At 73.4% G+C, this 20438-nt stretch carries 20 protein-coding genes; 8 read left to right on the top strand and 12 right to left on the bottom strand.

All coding sequences use genetic code 11. The features are described from left to right. Positions 1-47 precede the first annotated feature (47 nt). A complete protein-coding gene (locus IPL61_21660) occupies positions 48-950 on the bottom strand; it encodes a hypothetical protein (protein ID MBK9033840.1) in 903 nt (300 codons plus the stop codon). Between the two features lie 132 nt (positions 951-1082). Between IPL61_21660 and IPL61_21655 the strand changes: the two genes are divergently transcribed. Then, complete coding sequence (locus tag IPL61_21655) at positions 1083-1772, top strand: hypothetical protein (protein ID MBK9033839.1); 690 nt, start codon at positions 1083-1085, stop codon at positions 1770-1772. A gap of 10 nt (positions 1773-1782) precedes the next feature. On the opposite strand, the gene IPL61_21650 is transcribed toward IPL61_21655, so the two are convergent. Beyond that, positions 1783-3081, bottom strand: coding sequence for an HD domain-containing protein (locus tag IPL61_21650; GenBank protein MBK9033838.1), 1299 nt, complete (start codon positions 3079-3081; stop codon positions 1783-1785). A 70-nt stretch (positions 3082-3151) separates the two neighbouring features. Between IPL61_21650 and fdhD the strand changes: the two genes are divergently transcribed. The 4 genes from fdhD to corA all read left to right on the top strand — a co-directional run bounded on the left by fdhD (position 3152) and on the right by corA (position 7937). Beyond that, the gene (gene fdhD / locus IPL61_21645; GenBank protein MBK9033837.1) at positions 3152-3919 is read left to right on the top strand and encodes a formate dehydrogenase accessory sulfurtransferase FdhD; all 768 of its coding nucleotides are present in this window, start codon (positions 3152-3154) and stop codon (positions 3917-3919) included. A gap of 134 nt (positions 3920-4053) precedes the next feature. After that, on the top strand, positions 4054-6273 hold the full coding sequence (locus IPL61_21640) for a sulfatase (GenBank protein MBK9033836.1): 2220 nt from the start codon (positions 4054-4056) through the stop codon (positions 6271-6273). Next, positions 6274-6603, top strand: a complete 330-nt coding sequence (locus IPL61_21635) for a hypothetical protein (GenBank protein MBK9033835.1) — start codon at positions 6274-6276, stop codon at positions 6601-6603. A 230-nt stretch (positions 6604-6833) separates the two neighbouring features. After that, the gene (corA, locus tag IPL61_21630) at positions 6834-7937 is read left to right on the top strand and encodes a magnesium/cobalt transporter CorA (GenBank protein ID MBK9033834.1); all 1104 of its coding nucleotides are present in this window, start codon (positions 6834-6836) and stop codon (positions 7935-7937) included. Positions 7938-7953: 16 nt separating this feature from the next. Here corA and IPL61_21625 read toward each other — a convergent pair whose 3' ends face one another. Then, positions 7954-8751, bottom strand: a complete 798-nt coding sequence (locus IPL61_21625) for a PD-(D/E)XK nuclease family protein (protein MBK9033833.1) — start codon at positions 8749-8751, stop codon at positions 7954-7956. A gap of 98 nt (positions 8752-8849) precedes the next feature. On the opposite strand from IPL61_21625, the gene IPL61_21620 reads away from it, so the two are divergent. After that, positions 8850-9380, top strand: a complete 531-nt coding sequence (locus tag IPL61_21620; GenBank protein ID MBK9033832.1) for a hypothetical protein — start codon at positions 8850-8852, stop codon at positions 9378-9380. A gap of 18 nt (positions 9381-9398) precedes the next feature. Here IPL61_21620 and IPL61_21615 read toward each other — a convergent pair whose 3' ends face one another. Beyond that, positions 9399-10637, bottom strand: a complete 1239-nt coding sequence (locus IPL61_21615) for a hypothetical protein (GenBank protein MBK9033831.1) — start codon at positions 10635-10637, stop codon at positions 9399-9401. 283 nt (positions 10638-10920) lie between these two features. On the opposite strand from IPL61_21615, the gene IPL61_21610 reads away from it, so the two are divergent. Together IPL61_21610 and IPL61_21605 are read left to right on the top strand one after the other, a co-directional pair. Further along, the gene (locus tag IPL61_21610; GenBank protein ID MBK9033830.1) at positions 10921-11289 is read left to right on the top strand and encodes a winged helix-turn-helix domain-containing protein; all 369 of its coding nucleotides are present in this window, start codon (positions 10921-10923) and stop codon (positions 11287-11289) included. Between the two features lie 343 nt (positions 11290-11632). Beyond that, positions 11633-11932, top strand: a complete 300-nt coding sequence (locus IPL61_21605) for a GNAT family N-acetyltransferase (GenBank protein MBK9033829.1) — start codon at positions 11633-11635, stop codon at positions 11930-11932. 16 nt (positions 11933-11948) lie between these two features. On the opposite strand, the gene IPL61_21600 is transcribed toward IPL61_21605, so the two are convergent. From IPL61_21600 to IPL61_21565, 8 genes are all read right to left on the bottom strand, one after another. Next, positions 11949-12500 carry a sterol desaturase family protein gene (locus IPL61_21600; GenBank protein MBK9033828.1) on the bottom strand — a complete coding sequence of 184 codons (552 nt, stop codon included), beginning with the start codon at positions 12498-12500 and terminating at the stop codon, positions 11949-11951. Positions 12501-12522: 22 nt separating this feature from the next. Further along, complete coding sequence (locus IPL61_21595) at positions 12523-13197, bottom strand: TetR/AcrR family transcriptional regulator (protein MBK9033827.1); 675 nt, start codon at positions 13195-13197, stop codon at positions 12523-12525. A 668-nt stretch (positions 13198-13865) separates the two neighbouring features. Then, complete coding sequence (locus IPL61_21590; GenBank protein ID MBK9033826.1) at positions 13866-15260, bottom strand: AarF/ABC1/UbiB kinase family protein; 1395 nt, start codon at positions 15258-15260, stop codon at positions 13866-13868. Between the two features lie 338 nt (positions 15261-15598). Continuing rightward, positions 15599-15802, bottom strand: a complete 204-nt coding sequence (locus IPL61_21585; GenBank protein ID MBK9033825.1) for a hypothetical protein — start codon at positions 15800-15802, stop codon at positions 15599-15601. A 208-nt stretch (positions 15803-16010) separates the two neighbouring features. After that, on the bottom strand, positions 16011-17483 hold the full coding sequence (locus IPL61_21580; GenBank protein MBK9033824.1) for a sigma-54-dependent Fis family transcriptional regulator: 1473 nt from the start codon (positions 17481-17483) through the stop codon (positions 16011-16013). A gap of 26 nt (positions 17484-17509) precedes the next feature. Then, positions 17510-18382: an MBL fold metallo-hydrolase gene (locus IPL61_21575; protein ID MBK9033823.1), complete on the bottom strand. Its 873-nt coding sequence runs from the start codon at positions 18380-18382 to the stop codon at positions 17510-17512. A gap of 219 nt (positions 18383-18601) precedes the next feature. Then, entirely contained in the window at positions 18602-19342 is a 741-nt protein-coding gene (locus tag IPL61_21570) for a DUF3575 domain-containing protein (GenBank protein ID MBK9033822.1), read from the bottom strand. 208 nt (positions 19343-19550) lie between these two features. Beyond that, on the bottom strand, positions 19551-20327 hold the full coding sequence (locus IPL61_21565) for a hypothetical protein (GenBank protein ID MBK9033821.1): 777 nt from the start codon (positions 20325-20327) through the stop codon (positions 19551-19553). Positions 20328-20438: the final 111 nt, after the last annotated feature.

The raw sequence follows: 20438 nt of genomic DNA, 5'->3' as shown, positions 1-20438 counted from the left end.
GCGCGGCGGTCGTGTGCGCGGCGGTCGCGCGCCGCGGTCGTGCGTAGCTACTGCACCTCGAGGACCAGCGTTACCGGGCGGCCGCGGCGGGTCAGCTCGAACTCGATCTTATCGGCGACCCGCAGCTTCGCGTAGACGTCCAGCGCTCGGTCCATCGAGTCGACCGCGTCGCCGTTGACGCGGTGGACGGTGTCACCGTTGACGAACCCGAGCAGCGCCAGCAGCGAGCCGGGGCGGATCGCGTAGAGCTTGAGCCCGTCGGGGGTGCCGTTCTTGACCGACGGCACGACCCGCCCGCCCCGGGCCAGCGTCATCGGGTCGGCGACGACCGCGTCGATGGCGGCGCGGGTGATCTGGTAGTGCTCGTCGTCGAGCTTGGTGATGCCCGCGGCCAGATCGTCGAGATCGAGCCCGGGCGCGCCCGGCGCGGCCGGCGCCGATGCCGCGGGCCGCGGCCGGCGCATGTCGAGCGACAGCTTGACCAGATCGCCGGCGACCGCGACCCGCACCACCGCCGGGGCGCCGCCGCGCTCGATCTCGAACAGCAGCGCCGGGGCCTGCTCGCGCACCAGCGTGCGCAGCGCGAAGGTCACCGCGGCGGCGCGGCGCGCGGGCCGGCCCCCGACGCTGACGATCACGTCGCCGGGCGCCAGGCCCAGCGCCGCCGCGTCGGTCGCGACCACGCGCCCGGTCGCGTCGGTGAACGGCGTCCCGGCCATCGTGGCCAGGAGCGCGTCGGTCGTGGTCCGGGTCTCGAGCAGCGGGCGGATGGCCCCGGCCACCGGCGGCGGCACGGCCGGCGCGGTCGGCGTCGACGGCGTCGGCGCGTGGCGAGTCAGCACGACCACGGTGGTGATCACGGCCAGCGCCAGGGCCGCGCCCGCCAGGCCCAGCGCGATCAAGGGCCCCCGCGGGCGCAGGACCTCGGGCGTCGATGTCGTCGGCTCCATGGCCGGGTTCTACCACCGGGCCGCGGTGTCGTCGCCGTCACAGCGCACCACGGCCGCGGACCCGGCGCCGCCGGTTTCGGCGTACGCTCATCGGGCCGTCCGTCTGCGCAGGAGCATGCTGTGAATCGAACCGTGGTAGCCGTCGTGCTGGTGTCCCTCGCGACCGTCGCGCCCGTCGCCTCGGTCGTGACCGTCGCGCACGCGGGCGTCGAGGGCTCGGTCGTCGTCCAGGGCGGCGCCGAGATCCATCCGGTGCCGCCGCCACAGCGGCGCTACCGCCGCCACCGCGGGCCCCGGTTGATGGCGCCGATGCGCATCGACATCGGCGCGATCGGCGCCGACTCGGACTACGGGCTGCTCAGCGGCGCCGAGGCGTCGATCGGCATCCACTGGGCGTCGCTGTCGCCCGAGCCGACCACGTTCGACGTGGGCCTCGGCGTGTTCGGCGGAGCGATGACCAACGGCCGGACCCCGCTCGACGCCGCCGGCGATCACCAGGTGCTGTCGTACGGCGGGGTCTACGGCGAGTTCGGCAAGACGCTCAGCGGCGGCGACTACTGGCGGACCTGGGCGCTCGGCCGCGGCGAGTACCTCGGCAGCGACGGGCTCGGCGAGAGCCGCACCAGCCTGGGCGCGAGCGCCAAGCTCGAGGCCGAGGTCTACCTGTCCGGCGTGGGCGTGTCGCCCGAGGGGCTGTTCCTCGGCACCTACGCGATCGGCGTCTACGCCGAGGCCGCGGTCCGCCAGCTCGGCGCCGACGTCGGCCGGCTGCAGTTCGGCCTGGGCCTGACGATCCGCACGCCGCTCGTCTGGAAGTGGTAGCCCGCGGCGGTCAGCGGCGCCCGCGCGGGCGGCCCAGCGCCGCCTCGACCACCGGGCGCATCGGCTCGACCAGCTCGGGCGCGCAGATCAGCCGGATCGTCGCCATCGGCTGGCCCAGCGGCATGTCCTCGAGCAGCCGGCCCAGCGTGACCGCGCCGTAGCGCGGGTGATCGACGACGTGCAGCTCCTCGTCGTCGGCGGCGGCGTAGCCGACCTGGCGCGTGGTGTCGATCGCCAGGTACGCGCCGCCGGCGTTGCCGAACGTCGCCTCGGCCACCGCCAGCGCCGGCGCGCGCACGCGCTCGACCACGCGCGGGTCGTCGCCGAGATCGAACGTCTTGAACAGCCGCCGGTCGACCAGGCGCCCGGCCAGATCGCGCAGCACCGCGTCGGCCGCGGGCGGCCCGAAGCCGCGCCCCGACCAGGTGTCGAACGCGGCGGTCACCGAGGTGTCGTGCAGGCGCAGGTAGTCGTCGACCGGCAGCACCGCGCCGCGCGCGAGCTGCGCCGCCGCTGGCAGCCCCGGCGGCTCGGCGCCGACCCGGGCCAGCTGCGCGTAGCGCTCGAACGCCTTGATCAACATCCACTCGGCCGCCCGCACGGTCTTGTGGTGGTAGACCTGCGCGTACATGTACGAGCGCGCGAACAGGTACTGCTCGACCGCGTACATGCCGCGCCGGTAGTCGATCACCAGGTCGCGGGGATCGTCGGCGCCGACCCGGACGTCCTCGACCGCGAGCGCGTGCAGGATCCAGTCGAGATCGTAGGTGGCGTAGCCGGCGCCGGAGTAGTGGCCGTCGCGCAGCAGGTAGTCGAGGCGATCGACGTCGAGCTGCGACGACACCAGCTTGCGCACGAACGCCGGCTGGTAGGTCTTGCTCCAGAACCCGCCCAGCGTGTCGGCCAGGTTGGGCGCGAGCGCGTTGAGCGCGGCCCGCAGCTCGGGGTCCTCGGCGACGATCCGCCCGCCCCAGGCCTCGTGGTCGGCGCCCGGGAACACGTGCTCCCACGCGTGCGAGAACGGGCCGTGGCCGACGTCGTGGCACAAGGCCGCGACCTTGACGTGCAGCGCCAGCTCGGGCTCGAGCCGGAGCTGCCGGCTGACCCGCTGCGCGATGTGCAGCGCGCCCAGCGCGTGCGAGAACCGCGAGTGCTCGGCGCCCGGGTACACCAGCCAGGCCAGGCCCATCTGCCGGATCCGGCGCAGGCGCTGCATGGCGCGGGTCTCGAGCAGGTCGGCGATCGGGCGATCGTCGCCGCGCAGCTCGATCAGCCCGTGGACGGGATCGCGGAACACCCGGTCGCGCACGCCCCGAACGTCGGCCGCGCCGGGCCCGGTGTCAACTTTGCGGGGCGGGCGCGCCGCCGTATACATACGCGTGGCAGCGCGCCGGGTAGAACGCCTCGACACCGCCGCCGGCACCCGCCGGCCCGACCTCGACGCCATCGTCGACGAGGCCGCGCTGGTGATCGCCGCCCGCGGCCGGCCGATCGCGACGATCATGCGCACCCCCGGCGACGACGTCGCGCTGGTCCGCGGGCTGCTGTTCGCCGAGGCCGGGGCCGCGGTCGCGGGCCGCGCCATCGCCCAGGCCGAGCCCCACCGGGTCGAGGTCGACGCCGACGCCGACGAGCTGCCCAGCCGCGCGGTCCTGGCGTCGGCCGCGTGCGGGGTGTGCGGGCGCATCGAGGTCGCCGCGCTCGAGGGTCGGGCCCGGGCGGTCGCCGGCGACTGGCAGATCGACGCCGCGCTCGTGGCCGGGCTGCCCGAGGCGGTCCGCGCCCACCAGCCCACGTTCGCCAGCACCGGCGGCGTCCACGCGGCCGGGCTGTGCGATCGCGCCGGCGCGGTCCTGGCCGTGCGCGAGGACGTCGGCCGGCACAACGCCGTCGACAAGCTGGTCGGCGCCGCGCTCGCCGACGGCGCGCTGCCGTGGACCGAGCGGGTCCTGGTGCTGACCGGCCGCGCCGGCTACGAGCTGCTCGAGAAGGCGGTCCTGGCGGGCGTGCCGGTGGTGGTCGCGGTGTCGGCGCCCAGCCGCCTCGCGATCGACGTCGCCGAGCGGTTCGGCGTCACGCTGTGCGGGTTCGTGCGCGCGCCGCGGCTCAACGTGTACAGCCACGGCTGGCGCGTGCGCACGCCTTGACCGCCGCGGCCGCGTGCAATACACCGCCGACGCTGCGCGTTGCGCGTCGGCGCGCCGCGCGCCGCGGGCGGGCGCGGCCGCACGCCACCGTCGGTTACTTGCCCACCCGCTCACCTCATGCCTAGGGTTTCGCGATGACCTCGAAGTTCTGCGCGGCCACGCTGGTCGCGTTGCTCCCCTCGTTCGCGCTGGCCTGCAAGGGCGGCGACAAGAAGCCCACGCCCGCGCCGACCGGCGCCGGCAGCAGCGCGGGCACCGCCAGCGCCGCCGGCAAGGCCCCGACCAAGGCGCCGGCGCGCGGCCCCGAGCGCGCGGTGTACTCGCTGATCGACAACCGCCTGGCGGCGCACCTGCACCGCAACGGCGGCCTGGTGCTGGCCGGCGGCTCGGCCGGGTTCGCCAAGTACACCCGCTTCGGCAACACCGAGAAGATCAAGACCCCGGCCTGGCAGCTGCGCCAGACCCAGGATCAGTCCAAGGTCGCGATCATGTCGGGCGCGTCGGCCCGGCTCGACGTGCCGGTGACCGCCGCCGAGCTGGCCGGCGAGCCGGTGATCCGGGTGCGCGTGTACAGCGCCGCGCCGCGCGCGTTCTCGGTGCGCGTCAACGGCAACAAGGACGTCAACGGCCAGGCCGCGGAGGGCTGGACCGTGATCGAGCTCAAGCCGCCGACCGGGCAGTTCAAGGAGGGCGAGAACGAGCTCCTGTTCTTCACCCGCGGCCCCGGCCTCGCGGTCGACTGGGTGCAGGTCGGCGGCGCCGCGCCGGCCGAGGCCACCGCGACCAGGTTCTACGACCCGGCCACGAAGAGCCTGGTCCTGCCCGACGGCGGCGGCCTCGCCTACTACGTGCAGGTGCCCGAGGGCGGCCGCGTCACCGGCGACCTGGCCGACGGCGCGTGCGAGGTGACGGTCAAGGCCACGGCCGCGGACGGCGCCGGCGCCGACGGCAAGCTCACCGGCCTGGGCTCGGCGGTCGATCTGGCCGCGCTCGGCGGCAAGGCGGTCCGGCTCGAGCTGACCGCCGCGGGCTGCCCCGAGGCCAAGCTGGCCAACGCCGCGCTGGTCGTGGCCGGCACCGAGCCCACGCCCGCGCGCGGCGCCGCGCCCAAGTACGTCGTCATGTTCGTGATGGACTCGCTGCGCGCCGATCGCGTGCGGGTGTTCTCGCCCGGCGCCCGGCCCGAGGTCCCGACCTGGGAGAAGCTGGCCGAGACCTCGGCGGTGTTCATGCAGCACTACGTCCAGGGCAACGAGTCGCGGGTCTCGCACGCGTCGCTGTGGTCGTCGCTGTACCCGATCAAGCACTCGATGATCGGCGCCAGCGAGAAGCTCGACCCCAAGTGGACGACGATCGACGAGGTGGCCAAGACCGGCGGCAAGTTCGTCGCCGGCGCCAGCGCCAACGGCTACGTCGATCCCAAGCGCTGGGGCTTCGGCACCGCCTGGGACGCGTACTCGAACCACATCCACGAGGCGCTCGGCCTCAAGGCCGAGGACATCCTCGCCAAGGGCCTCAAGTTCGTCGGCGCCCGCAAGGAGCCGTGGTTCCTGTACCTGGGCACCGTCGACACGCACGTGTCGTGGCGCGCCAAGGAGCCGTGGCTGGCCAAGTACGACCCCGGCTACAGCGGCCGGTTCAAGGACGTGTTCTCGGGCGCCGACGCCGCCGCCGCCGCGTCGGGCGGCAAGCTGACCGAGGCCGAGACCCGGCACGTCCGCGCGCTCTACGACTCGAACGTCAGCTACCAGGACAAGGTCCTGGGCGATCTGATCGCCGCGCTCCAGACCGCGGGCGTCTGGAACGAGACCATGCTCATCATCACCGCCGATCACGGCGACGAGCAGTGGGAGGACGGCCGGGTCGGCCACGGCGCGTCGAGCCGCGACATGCTCGTGCACGTGCCGCTGCTGATCCACTACCCGCCGATGTTCCCGGCCGGCAAGCACGCCGAGGGCACCGAGCTGATCGACGTCGTCCCGACCGTCGCCGACGCGCTGGGCGTGCAGACCGATCCCGAGTGGCAGGGCCAGTCGCTGGTGCCGCTGGCCAACGGCGTCGGCGCCGGCTACGGCCGGCTGTCGTTGTCGTCGATGTACGAGGACAGCCACGGCGCCCGCCTGGGTGACTGGAAGGTGCGCATCTCCGGCGGCGCGAACCTGCGGGTCTACGACCTCGCGGCCGATCCCGACGAGATGAAGTCGCTGACCGGCGACGCCGCCGCGGCGATCGGCGGCCGCACGGTGCTCGATCCGCTGTGGCTCCTGCGCACGTTCAACAAGGACTGGAAGAAGTCGGTCTGGGGCAACGCCGCCAACGTCAGCGCGCGGTTCGCCGAGGACATGGGCGAGTAGATGCCGATCAGCGACGCCGAGCGGCGGGGCCTGTGGCCCCAGGACGGCGCCCGGCTGTTGCTCGACCGCGTCGCCGCCGAGCCGACCCGCGCGACCTACGCGGCGTGGGTGCTCACCGCCACGGCCGAGCACGCCTACCAGGCCGAGCTCGACGACACCGGCGCGGTCGCGCTGACCGCGGTGGCCGCGGCCACCGACGCCGCCGCCGAGGACGACCTGCGCATGCTCGCGCGCCTGACCGCGCGCGCCGCCGCCAAGCGCGCCGCCGACGGCCTGCCGCCGTGGCCGCCCCGGGTGCTGCGCTGGCGCGGCGCCGGCCGCGGCGGCTGATGTTCCCGGGAGGCCTGCCGCCAGGCCGCCAGGCCTCCTCAGGCAGGTGCCGGGGCGCCCGAAGGTCACGCCGGACCGCGTCGGTGGCTCGGGCGAGCCCCGCCAGGGCCCCCACGAGACGCCCAGCGCGTGGACCATTGTTCGACCGAGGTTCAAGCGCTGAGCGGCCACCGACGCCCGGCGCCACATGCCGGCTCGCCCCGGCGGCGCGCCCGCGGTACCACTGACGGGTGTCCCTGCACGAGAAGCTGCCCGGCGTGCTGCGCACGTTCCGCAAGCGCCACCCGCCCGCCGGCGCCCGCCCCGGGACGCTGGTGGTGGCCGCGGGCGCGCCGCCGCCGACGATCACGGTCCAGAGCTACGACGCCGCCGGGCTGACGACCACGCAGGTGACCGAGGTCGCGCAGCTGCCGGCGCTGCTCGAGCGGCCGGGGACCACGTGGATCGATGTGCAGGGGCTCGGCGACGAGGCGGTGCTGCGGTCCCTGGGCGAGCTGTTCGGCATCCACCCGCTCGCGCTCGAGGACGTGGTCAACGCGCCCCAGCGGCCCAAGATCGAGGAGTACCCCGACCAGGTCCTGGTCATCGCGCGGATGGTCCGCCCGGCCGCGGCGGCGCGGGTCGAGATCGAGCAGGTCGGGATGGTCATCGGCCCCCGCTACCTGATCTCGTTCCAGGAGCAGCACGGCGACTGCCTCGATCCGATCCGCCGCCGGCTCCACGACGGCGCCGGCAAGATGCGCACCGCCGGGCCGGCCTACCTGGCCTACGCGATCGTCGACGCGATCGTCGACGGGTACTACCCGCTGATCGAGCAGCTGACCGAGCGGCTCGAGCGGATCGAGGACCGCCTCGACGAGCACAGCTCGCCGCGCGTGCTGCAGCGCCTCAACGCGATCCGCGCGCAGCTGGTGCAGGCGCGCCGGGCGCTCGCGCCGCAACAACTGGCGCTGGCCGGCCTGCTGCGCGAGCCCACCGGCCCGTTCCCGGCCGACGTCCGCCTGTACCTGCGCGACACGCTCGACCACTGCACGCAGCTGGTCGAGGTCATCGACGCGCAGCGCGACCTGATCAACAGCCTGATGAACACCTACCTGTCGCTGGTCGGCCACCGCAGCAACGAGGTCATGAAGACGCTGACGATCATGGCCAGCATCTTCATCCCGCTGACCTTCGTCGCCGGGGTCTACGGCATGAACTTCGAGTCGCTGCCGGGCGTGCACCGGCGCTGGGCGTTCGCCGCGCTCCTCGGGGCCATGGCCGCGATCGCCGGCGGCATGGTGCTGTGGTTCCGACGCCGCGGCTGGCTCGGCGGCGACCGCGACGACGACTGAGCGCCGCCCCGACCCGCTACTCGTCGTCCTCGTCGTAGTCGACCGGCTCCCAGCGATCCTGGCTGGCCGGGCACAGCGACCGGTAGGCGCAGCGATCGCACCACGGGCCGGGGTTGGTGCGCGGGCCGTCGTCGATGGCCAGGGCCGCGGCCTCGATGTTGTCGAGCACCGCTGGCGCCAGCCGGTCGGTGACCTCGGCGGCGGCCACCGGCGGCGACCACTCGACCGCGCGCTCGGCCACCCAGTGCAGGCCCAGCCAGAACGTGCGCGCGCTCTTCCACCACGCCGCCGACAGCACCAGGTAGCCCTCGAGCTGGTCCCGCATCGAGCTGCCCGGGAACCGGCGCCCGGTCTTGTGATCGACCACGGCGAGGTGCTCGTCGTCGTACAGGTACGCGGCGTCGACCACGCCGCGGTAGAACGCGTCGCCGGCGTAGAACTGGGTCTGGGTCAGATCCTCGCGCACCGCCAGCGAGTACTCGACGAACTGGCGCTGGACCCGACGCTGGCGCCGGAACCGGTTGATGCGCTCGGTGAACGGGGCCACGCCGCCGGTCAGCGCGTCGTAGCGGAGCTGCTCGTGCTCGTCGGTCAGCGCGGTGCGGCCCTTGGCCGCGGCCTCGGCCGGCGGCGTGCCCTGGAGCGCGTGCTCGAGCGCGACGTGGATGGCCTTGCCGATGCGGGCCTCGGGACTGACCTCGGGCTCCGGCACCTTCTCGACGTAGCGGAAGTGGAACAACCGCGGGCACCGGAGCGCGGTCGACACCTTCGAGGCCGACCACGGAGCATGGATGAGCGCGCGCGTCGTCGGCACGATTCCCCGTCGACGAACCTAGCACGCCCGCCCGCGGGACGCAGCGCCCCGCCAAAAACTTGCCCCGCTCCAGGCCGCCGCGTACCACCGATCCCACGATGGTGTTGCCGACCCACGAGTGCGACGTCTGCCACGCCAAGGTCCACGAGCTGCGGCGCGGCCGCTGCTGGGGCTGCTACGCGCGCTGGGTCGACGCCCGCCCGGTGGGCGCTGGCGCCCGGTGCGTGACCTGCCTCGAGCGCCGCCGGCGCTTGCTGCGCTCGGTCGAGCTGCTCGGCGGCTGGCACCCGATGTGTTTCTCGTGCCACGGCCAGGTCCAGATCCTCGAGCCGATGCCGACCACGATCGCCGACCTGCGCACCGCGCTCACCCGCGAGCGCCGGCAGATCGATCGCCGGATCGGCAAGGCCGACACCCGCGTGTTCCAGTACGAGCGCCGCGTCGGCCAGCGCCGCGAGCTGCGCGACGGCGAGTGGGTCGCGATCGACGAGGAGATGATCGTCGAGATGAGCGTCGAGGGCGACGACCTCGGCCCGGTGCGGCCGATCGCCATCGTCCCCGCCGCCAGCCCCGCCAGCGACTGCGACTTCGAGGATCTCACGCGGATCCTCGAGCGCGTCGCGGTCTAGACGACCGTCACGCCCCGATCACGGGTGGGCCGAGCCGGCCGACGGCTTCGGCGCGGGCCGCGGCGTGGTCGAGCGGGTCGGCGGCGGCCGCACCGTCGTCGGACGGGGCGTCGGCCGGGCCGGCACGGTGGCCGGGGCCGGCGCTGGCGCGGTCGCGGAGACCCAGCCCAGCGCGCCCAGGCCCATGACCAGGCCGACCGGGACCACGTCGGAGATCCGGCGGCCGCGGGTGGTCACGGTCACCAGGGTGCCGCTCTGCTTCACGGTCGCCTGGAACTTGCCGTCGCCGGTCAGCTCGCCGACCGCCGCGAGGATCTGGTCCTTGTGCTTGATCGCGTCGTCGAGCGCGGCGCCCCGACCGGCGTAGCTGGGCAGCGCCGCGACCGCGAGCTCGGCCATGCCGCGCGGCGCGATGTGGGCCGCGCGCATCAGCTCGATCCAGCCCTCGGACGCCAGCTTGATCCGGGCCGCGAACGCCGCGTCCTTGGCCTGGTAGGTCCAGCCGATGCCGGTCGCGCTCGCGGTGACGATCGCGAGCGTGTGCTGCGTGACCAGCTCGCGGCCGAAGCTGGCCGGGATCTGGGTCGCGAGCTGGGCCGCCGCCGACGACGACGGCTTCGACGCCAGCACGAAGAACGGCTTGGGCGTCAGCGCCGTGGCGATGTGCGCCCAGGCCGAGCCCCGGGCCCGCGGCGCCGCCTTCCACCCGTCGGCCAGGCGCGGCGCCACCCAGGCGCGGGTGCCGACCAGGAGCGCGCCGCTCTTGGCCGTGCCGATCATCATGCCGTCGGAGGTCGTGGCCGCGACCCGCCCGTCGATGGTCTCGGGCTTGCCGCCCATGTTCTGGCTCAGGCGCTGCGGCAGGTCGGCCGCGATCGCGCCGCGCACGACCACGAGCACGTCCGGCGGACCGCTCGGCTTGAACTTCGCGTACGCGGTGATCGACGTCAGGTCGGCCGCGAGATCGACGCCGATCAGGCTCTTCACCATCGCGCGCCCGCCCTCGGCCTGGGTCGAGGCGTCGCGCAGGCCGTCGCGCAGCGCCGGCATCTGCTTGACCAGCGGCTCGTCCACGAGCTTCTGCCAGACCGCGTAGTTGTCGATCACCGTCGGCGTCAGGTCGAGGTGGACGAACACGTCGGCGTCGTCGACGGTGTGCTCGAGCACGACCTCGGCCGTGGGCGCCTTGGGGTTGGGCTTGATAGCGAAGCTGGTGAGCGCCATGATCATGGCGAGGATGGGTTCCCACAGGTTCATCGACGACTCCTTGTTGCGGTCGGTGTAGCACCTGCGCCCGGATCGATCGGGGTGAAATTGCAACTCTGCTCGCGGATCATTTTCGCCGCGGACACCCGCCGGATTTTTCGAGCATGTCAAGACTGGTAGCGTCGAGCCACGTGGGTAGGATGACTCGGGCGGTGGTGCTCGAGCAGCACGCCGCGCACGTCACGACACGAAGACCAGCACGAAGCAGGCACCGAATGGCCAGGGGGAAGTGGCCACCGCCGAGCGCGGGGACGTCTTCCCAGGGGGATTCACGATGAGCACGCTAGCCGTGGTTGAGGAGATCTTGAGGACGTCGGGCGCGCCGATCACGGTGCGCGAGATCGTGGCGCGCGCGGGTGCACGCCTGCCGAGCAAGTCCAAGACTCCCGACACGGTGGTCGCCCGCGACCTCGCGATGGACATCAAGCGCCAGGGCGACAGCTCGCGGTTCGTGCGCGCCTCGCCCGGCCGCTACACGCTGCGCGAGCTGGTGGCGCCGACCGCCGCGGCCGCCGCGACCAGCGCCGACACCGCCGAGACCACGCCGATCGCCGCCACCGCGCTCAAGCAGGACCGCGCCGCCGCGCTGCCGGCCAAGCGCGACGCTCCGCGCCAGGGCACGGCCAGCTCGTCCGCGGGCTGACGCTGTCCGTCCGCGGCCTGACGCCGTCCGCGGGCTGACGCCGTCCCGTCCCGCGGGCTGACGCCGTCCGTCCGCGGGCTGACGCCGGTCGCGCGCCCCGACCGGAGGGCGTGCACGCGCCCGGGTCTTGCGCAACACTCACGGCGTGGTCACCCTGCTGCGCCCCGCGGTCGCGCCTCCGGCGATCCGGCGGGCCACGCCGCTCGACCACGGGTGGCTGATCGATCTCGGCATCCGCGCCTTCGCGGACCTCGGCGACTACCGCGAGGTGCTGCCGGCGTGGCTCGCCCAGCCCAACGTCGCCGCGTGGATCGACGATCCGGCGCCGCGGCGCGGCTTCACGATGCTGGCGTTCTACCGCGACGAGGCCACCGGCGAGCACGTCGCCGACCTGCTCGCGATCTCGGTCGAGCCGGTGTGGCGCCGCCACGGCCTGGGCCGGGCGTTGCTCGATCACGCGATGGCGATGGCGCGCGCCACCGCCCGCGCCGGGCGCCTGACCGAGCTGCGCCTGTGCGTGGCCGAGCACAACCACCGGGCCCAGCGGATGTACGAGCGCGCCGGCTTCGCGGCGGTCGCGCTCGACGTCGGCCGCTACGGCGCCGGCCAGCGCGCGATCCGCATGGCCTACGGGCTGCGGTGATCGGCGCGCGCGCCGGTCACGCGCGCGCCGGGCGCAGCGTGTAGCGATCGGCGTGCTCGCGCCGGACCGAGCCGGCGTCGTCGAGGAGCCAGCGCATGCACAGCTTCTCGGGCACCGGGATGACCTCGGGCGTGCGGTAGGTCCCGAACACCAGATCCCACAGCGGCGTCGTGACGCCGTGGTTGGTGCGCGGGTCGACGAAGTGGTGGTGGAAGTGGTGCCGGCGGGCCCACCGGCCGTAGCGGCCGATGCCGGGGTGCGTGTGCTCGCGGCGGTGCAGCACCTCGTACGCGCCGTACATCACCAGCAGGCCGCCGACCGCCGCGGCGCCGTGGGCCCCGGCCAGCAGCGTCGCCGGTCCGCCGACGCCGAGCGCGACCACCACCGCGACCATCAGCTTCTTCACGGTCGGCGCGAAGTAGTTGCCCTCGGCGTGGTGGCGCACGTGCTCGACGCCGAACGGGTTGCCGCGGAACCGCCGATCGTGGCCGAGCCAGCGGTGGATGACGTACTCGAGCAGGGTCCAGCTGCAGGCGCCGAGCGCGAACGTGACGACGAGCGAGGTCATGGGTCCTCCGGATCCAGCGAGGTCAGGTCAGCGCCGCGTCGACGGCATGGGGCGACGCGCCCCAGCCGATCAGCAGCGCGCGCACGCCGGCGAGGGCCAGCGCGTCGATGTCGAACGAGGTCGGCGCGACCCGCGCCAGCTTGGGCAGCTGGGACAGGCCGTGCACGAGCGAGAACACGCACAGGGTCCGCGCGACCGGGTCGCCCGCGGTCAGCGCGCCGTCGGCGGCGGCCGCGGTCAGGGCCTCGGCCAGCGGCGTGAGCGCGCCGATCACCGCCGCGGCCGTGGCGCGCGCGTGCTCGGGATCGCCGACGAGCACCCGCGGCTCGGCGAGCGCGAGGGCCAGCAAGCCGAACCGGTGGGGCTCGGCCTGGACGAAGCTGCGGTAGGCCCTGACCAGGACGCCGATGCGGGCCAGCCCGGACGGCGGCGCCGCCGGCTCGGCCTCGGCCGCTCGCAGCGCGCCCTCGACCTGCCCCAGGGTGCGCGCGACCAGCGTCGCGACCAGCGCGTCCTTGGACTCGACGTAGCGATAGAGCGCGCCTGGCGTGTAGTCGACCGCCGCCGCCAGCCGCGCCATGTGCAGGCCCTCGAGACCGTCGGCCGCGACCACCGCCAGGGCCGTGTCGAGGATCCGCTCGAGCTTGGCCTCGCGACGGCGCGCGCGCGGGCTGGCTTCGACCACTTCGTGAATCACGAGCACAAAGTAAACTACGTTTACGTTTCTGACAAGACATTCCTTCCGATTCAAGTAACCACCTGTTACTGCAAGACATTCACAGCCATCGACCCTCCGATCGGCGGACACCCGACGGCCGCCGCCCCGACCGATCGGCGGACACCCGACGGCCGCGGCCCCGACCGATCGGCTGACACCCGTCGGCCGCCGCCCCGCCCGATCGGCGGACACCCGTCGGCCGCCGCCCCGACCGATCGGCGGACACCCGACGGCCGCCGCCCCGACCGATCGGCTGACACCCGCCCGCTACCGCCCCGACCGATCGGCTGACACCCGACCGCTACCGCCCCGACCGATCGGCTGACACCCGACCGATCGGCTGACCCCCCCGACCGATCGGCTGACACCCGTCGGCCGCCGCCCCCGACCGATCGGCTGACACCCGTCGGCCGCACGACCGACCCTGCCGCACGACCGATCGGCTGACACCCGACAGCTGCCGCACGACCGATCGGCTGACACCCGTCGGCCGCCGCCCCCGACCGATCGGCTGACACCCGACGGCCGCACGACCGCCCCTGCCGCCCGACCGATCGCCGGACAGCGGATGGGGCGCGGTGCCGGATCCCGATCGCTGACGCCCGTGAGCTCCGGCTCCCTCGCCCGCGCGACGGCCGCCGGCGCGGCTAGGAGGCTTCGGCGGGGACCGGCGCCGGCGGGACCGCGGGGGCGGCGGCGGCCTTGGCCTGGCGCTCGGCGGTGCGCGCCATCATGAACTTCATCACGTACGGCATGCCGACCTGGACGGTGTTGAGCTTGGGCGCGAGCTGCGACGACAGCCCGAACATGATCACCGCGGCGCGCTCGACGTAGAACCAGCCCTCGGGGTACGCGATCGACTTCATCAGCTCGCGCAGCTCGTCGCGCTTCATGTCGGGGTCGGCGAGCTGCTGGGCGACGTTGGGATCGATCCGCGAGAAGTCGGTGATGTTGAGGTTGAGCAGCTTCTCGAAGTACTTGCGCACGGTCCGCTCGAGCAGCCCGCGATCGCCACCCTCGGCGACGAAGCCCATCGTCCCGATGCCGCGCACGACCATGTCGTCGTTCTTGGTCAGCAGGCCCTGGAGGATGTCGAGCATGCCGTCGGCCAGGTTGGGCTCGAGCGACGTCGCCGAGCCCAGGTCGAGGACGACGATCCGGACCTCGCCGCCCGGGCCCTTCTGCACGAAGAAGTTGCCGGGGTGCGGATCGGCGTGGAAGAAGCGATCGATGAACAGCTGCTTGTAGAACACCTGCGTCAGCTTGGTCGCGACCGCGTACGGGTCGAGCCCGAGCGTCGACAGCGCGTCCTTCTTGCTGATCTTGACGCCGTCCATGAACGACATCGTCAGCACGGTCTTGCAGCTCCACGTCGGGTACACCGTCGGGAACAGCGTGTCGGGGTCGCCGTCGAAGTTCTTGCTCATCCGCTCGAGGCAGCTGGCCTCGTTGACCAGATCGGTCTCGCGCGCCAGCATGTCGCCGAGCTGCTCGTGGACCCGCTCGATCTGGTGGATCGGCACGAAGTTCCGGTAGACCCGCAGCGCCCAGCCCAGCACCTTGAGATCGATGCGGATGATGTCGGCGACGTTGGGGTAGAGCACCTTGACCGCGAGGCGCTCACCGGCGGCGGTGTGGGCCTCGTGGACCTGCCCCAGCGACGCCGCGGCGATCGGCGTCTCCTCGAACCGCGCGAACGCGGCCTTGGGCGACTGCCCGAGCGCCTTCTCGAACGCGCGCGCGATGATCTTGTACGACTGCGGCGGGACCTCGTCCTGCAGGCCCTCGAGCTCCTCGGTGTACGACTTGGGCAGGAACGTGCCCATGATCGACAGGATCTGGCCGAGCTTGATGTAGACGCCGCGCAGGCTCACGAACCCGCGGTACATGCGCCGGGCGTTGGTGCGGTGGATCTTGCGCCACCGCTCGGGCGTGTCGAGCCGCTTGGGCCAGAGCCGCGCGAACGACAGCGCCCACAGGTAGCTGAGGAAGATCATCCCGAACACGGCGGTCGCCCGCAGCAGACGGATCGCGGCCCACATCAGACCCTCAAACCGTGAGCATGGTCCCCGTGCACGTCGCCGATGGTAGCATGCGCCCGCCGGACGACCCGCGGGCGACCGCCGGGTCGCGCGCGCGCCCGGCGTCGATCCGCGGCCGCCTCAGGACCGGCGCGGGATCGGCCCCGCGCTCGAACGATCCGGGCGACCGCCGGCGCCGCGACCGGGTGGCCAGCGCCCGGCGCCGCGACCAGGTGCCTGGCGCCCGGCGCCGCGACCGGGTGGCCAGCGCCCGGCGCCGCGACTGCGCCGCGCGGGTCCGCCGGGACGACCGGGCCGCCCGCCGGCGACCTGCGTCGGCGGCGCGCCGCTCGATCGGCTCAGCACGTGGTGACGGTGACGGCGCAGGCGTGGGCGGCGCCGGCGGTCGGCGTGGCGGCGTGGGCGGTGCTGCCCGCGGTGCCGATCGAGCCGAGCGCGAACGCGGTCACCGCCGCCAGCAACAGCGCGAACCCGAAGTCGCGCACGCGGGTGGCGCGGTTGCGGCCGATGATCTCGTCGTAGCGGTTGGTCGTGGTGGTCATGGTTGGCTCCTTCGCTCAGGTAGATGCGCCAAGCAGCGCGCCGGCTGACACGCGCTGACGAATGATCGCTATTTCACATCGCGGGCCAGGTGCGGCCGCCGCGGCGCCGTCGCCGCGGCGAGCGTCGACGAGGACTTGGGCGCGCCGCACGAGCGATGCGCGAGGTACCTGCGACCGTCGCACCCTGTCGCAGGCCGCCGCAGCGGCGTCAGCCCTTGAGGAGCCGCGCGAGCTTGTTGCGTCCGATGCCCAGCGTCCGCGCCGCGGCGGACTGGTTGCCGCCCGCGCGCTCGACCGCGGCGGCGGCGTAGCGGCGCTCGACCGCGGCCAGCGTCAGCTCGTGCGGCACCACCACGCCCGCGCCCGCGTCGACCTCGGCGCCGCGGTCGAGCGCGAGCGCCGCCGCGTCGATGACCGGGCCGCGGGCCAGCACCACCGCGCGCTCGATCGCGTGCTCGAGCTCGCGCACGTTGCCGGGCCAGGTGTGGCCGCACAGCGCCGCGCGCGCGTCGTCGGCGACGACCGGCACGACCTTGCGGTGGCGGCGGCCGTAGACCGCCGCGAAGTGCTCGGCGAGCTGCAGGATGTCGTCGTCGCCGCGGGCCCGCAGCGGCGGCAGCTCGAGCTCGATCACCCGCACCCGGAAGTAGAGATCGCTGCGAAACTGCCCGGCCTTGACCATCGCCGCGAGGTCGCGGTTGGTCGCGACCACCAGCCGCACGTCGCTGGTCAGGGTCTCGCGCCCGCCGACCCGCTCGAACTTGCGGTCCTGGACGAACCGCAGGAGCTTGCCCTGGAGCTCGAGCGGGATCTCGCCGAGCTCGTCGAGGAACAGCGTCCCGCCGGCGGCGGCCTCGACCTTGCCGATGACCCGGGCGTCGGCGCCGGTGAACGCGCCGCGCTCGTGGCCGAACAGCTCGCTCTCGACCAGGTTGGCCGGCAGGGTCGTGCAGTCGACCGCGACCATCGGCGCGTCCCGGCGGTCGCTGTTGACGTGGATCGCGCGCGCGAACACGCCCTTGCCGGTGCCGGTCTCGCCCCGCAGGAGCACGGTCGCGTCGGTCTGGGCCGCGCGCGCGATCACGTCGTAGACCGCGCGCATCGTCGGCGACTGGCCGACGACGTGGTTGTAGCGCCCGCGCACCGCCACGCCCGGGCGCTGCCGGTGGCCGCGCAGGGTCGTGAACTCGAGCGCGCGGCCGATCTGATCGGCGAGCGCGGCGGCGAAGACCCGGTCGCGATCCGAGAACGCGCCGGCCTTGTGGTTGAGCACCTGCAGCACGCCGCGCAGGGTCGCGTCGGGGCCGCGCACCGGCACGCACAGCATCGACCGGGTCGTGTACCCGGTGCGCTGATCGATCTCCGCGTGCCAGCGCGGATCGCGGGCGGCGTCGGCGATCATGACCGGCTCGCCGGTCGCGGCCACGGCGCCGGCCACGCCGCGCCCGACCGGCAGGGTCAGGGCGTCGAGATCGAGCGCGTCGGCCAGGCGCGCGCGCAGCTCGCCGGTGGCGCCGTCGACCACCCACAGGGTCGCGCGCTCGGCGCCGATCGCCCGCGCCACCCGATCGGCGCACGACGCCAGCAGCTCGTCGAGCTCGACCTCGCGGGCGATCATCGCGCCGAGATCGGCGAGGAGCTCGAACCGCTGCTCGTCTTCGCTCATCGGGCGGGGCAGCATAGCGCGCCGATCGGCGGCCGGGCCGATCACGCCACCGACACCGCCGCCATCGAGACCTCGGTCCGCCGGGTCGCCCGGGTCTCGACGTGCAGCACCGCGCCCTCGCGGGCCGCGATCGTGCCGGGGCGCGCCGCCGCGGCCCGCGCCTCGATCGCGGCGACCTGGTCGTCCGAGCGGCGCGGATCGTGGTGGAACAGGACCAGCTGGCGCACGCTGGCGGCGTCAGCGAGCGCGTTCGCCGCCTCCCAGGTCGAGTGGCCCCAGCCGACCTTGCCGGGGTACTCCTCGGGCGTGTACTGCGCGTCGTAGATCAGCACGTCGGCGCCGGCGGCCAGCCGCGCCAGGTGCGGGTCGACGCACGCGAAGTGCTCGGTGTCGGTCGCGTAGACGATCGACGCGCCGGCGTAGTCGAGCCGGTAGCCGTAGACCGGATCCGGGTGGTTGAGCTTGGCCATCGTCACGCGGACGTCGCCGACCGCGAACGCCTCGCCCACCCGCGGCTCGCGCCAGCGCAGCTGCCCGCGCACGTCGTCGAGCTCGACCGGGAAGAACGGCGCCGACATCTGCCGCCGCAGCGCCGCCTCGAGCGGCATGACGCCGTTGCCGCCGGTGACGACCTCGACCCAGTTGCCGGGCACGTAGATCGGCGTGAAGAACGGCAGGCCCTGGATGTGGTCCCAGTGCAGGTGCGACAGCAACAGGGTCGTCGCCGACGGGCCGCTGGTGATCAGGCGGTCGCCGAGCCCGCGCAGGCCGGTGCCCGCGTCGAACACGATCCGGGTGTCGCCGGCGATCACCTCGACGCAGCTGGTGTTGCCGCCGACGCGCGCCGTGCTGATCCCCGGCGCGGCGATCGAGCCGCGCACACCGTGAAAATGAACCGACAGCTCGTGAGACATGCGTACTCCTCGTCGCGAGGGGAATCGACTCGCGACGTGGAGGACTACTGCAGCCGCTGCGCCAGGCCGTCGGCCCCTGGCTTCGCGCACTTGCGATCGACGGCGCTGCGTCGAGATCGACCAGCTGCTCCACCGTGGAGCACCGCCAGGATCGCGCCGCCGCCGGGGCGAGGCGCGGGTGCCGCCGCGCGTCGCCCGCTCGGTCTGCGCCTCGCTCGATCAGAACGCGTAGCCGAACCGCATGTACCCGTTGCCGAACACCTCGTCAGAGCCGTACTCGCTGTCCCGGGCCGCCCAGTTGCGCCCCGCGCCCGCGGCGACCGCGAAGTTCAAGCCGCTCGACCAGGTCCAGTGCCAGCCGACCAGCACCTGCGGCCCGAAGGTGGTGTTGGTATCGCTCGACGACCGACACCCACCGCAGCGCTCACTGAAGGTGCGCGAGATGATGCCGGGCTCGAGGAACAGGCCCTGATAGGTGCGGCGGAAGTAGATCGGCAGGGCGACGCCGACATCGACGCCGGTGGCCTCGTACGAGTTCGACCCGGGCGGATCGAAGTAGTTGAGGTCGCCGCGGATCGCGAGGTTGCTGTTGAGGCCGTAGCTGACCGACACACCGTAGCTGCCGTACATGTAGCCGATCGGGTTGGTCGACACGTTCCAGCGCCTGAACCTCTTCAGGTAGTCGTTCTCCTGCCCGACCGGGACCAGCGTACCGTTGATGTGGTTGACCTCCTCCCAGGCGTGGGTCTGGGGCGCGCTGGCGGCGACCGCTGCCGCGGGCACGGGCACGGGCGCAGCCGCAGCGGGCCCGGCGATGGCGGCGGCGCTCGTCACCACCACCGGCGTCGGCGACACGACCACGACGGTGCCGGTCGTGGTCACGGCCTGCGGTTCGGCGGGCTGGGCGACAGCGACGGCGGCGGTGGTCAACACCAGGCCGAGGACGGCGAGCTTGGTCATGACCGAGCCAACAGCAACCGCCGCGCCACACCCCGCAACGACGATCAACCAACTTGAATTGCTCGCGTCTTCGGCGATCGATCGATCGGCGCCGCGCCGCGCCGGTGCTCGGACCGCGCCGGGAATCGCGACATTGTGGTCGCGATCTCGGCCGAAACGCCAAACGGCCCAGCGCGAGCCGAGCCGTCGAGACGAGGCTGGTCGGCCGCTACTGCGGGCCGGGATCCATCGGCGCCGGCGCCGGGGCCGGCGCGGGGGCCATCGGCGCCGGGGCCGGCGCGGGGGCCATCGGCGCGGGCGCCGACAGCGCGTCGATCTTCTTCTCGATCCGGTTGAGCTGCTGCTTCTCCTTGCCGCCGATCCACGCGATGTGGACCAGGAAGTTGAAGGTGCTGAAGTCGGAGCTCCCGTCCGTGTCGTCGAGGCGCGCGACGTAGCGCGTGAACTCGATCGCCGGCCGGATGCTGAAGGTCTCGCCGTGCAGATCGAAGCCGACGGCGCCGCCGGTGCTGACCAGGCTGCCGCCGAAGGTCCCGAGGCTGTTGTCGGAATCGGACGAGTCGACGTTCGAGTACTTGGTGGTCGAGCCGAACACCGCGGCCGTGAAGTCCATGTTGTCGGCCAGCTGGTAGGTCAAGATCGCGGGCAGCCGGAGGCCGACGCCCTGGATGATGATCATCGACTGGTAGCTGATGGCGGGCGCGATCGCGAGGTGGAGCTTCTCGCTCTTGTAGAAGCGGTACTTGACGTCGCCCTCGAGCGCGAGCGAGCCGAGCCCGACGCGCCCGCCGACCTCGACGTCGTCGGCCATGCCGATGTGGTACGAGATCTCGGGGATCAGGTTGGGCAGCACGACCGCGCCGGTCTCGGTCTGGCCGGTGTTCGGATCGGTCGTCGTCGACTCGTAGCGGGTGGCCGAGAACGTGACGCCGACCTCCGACTCGCCCTTGTTCAGGGTCTTGGCCGAGTGATAGTTGCCCGACATCAGGCAACCGGTGGTTCCGATCGCTAGTCCCACAAGCACGAGTCCACGCATCGTTGCGTCCTTCCGTTTGAGTCGCGCCGCTCGAAGCGAGCGGCCACCGCCCCCCGGACA

This window comes from Myxococcales bacterium (assembly GCA_016717005.1).
Classification (GTDB): Bacteria; Myxococcota_A; Polyangia; order Haliangiales; family Haliangiaceae; genus UBA2376.
Note: the sequence above shows the minus strand (reverse complement) of the source record. Positions and strands in the feature narration are given on the sequence as shown.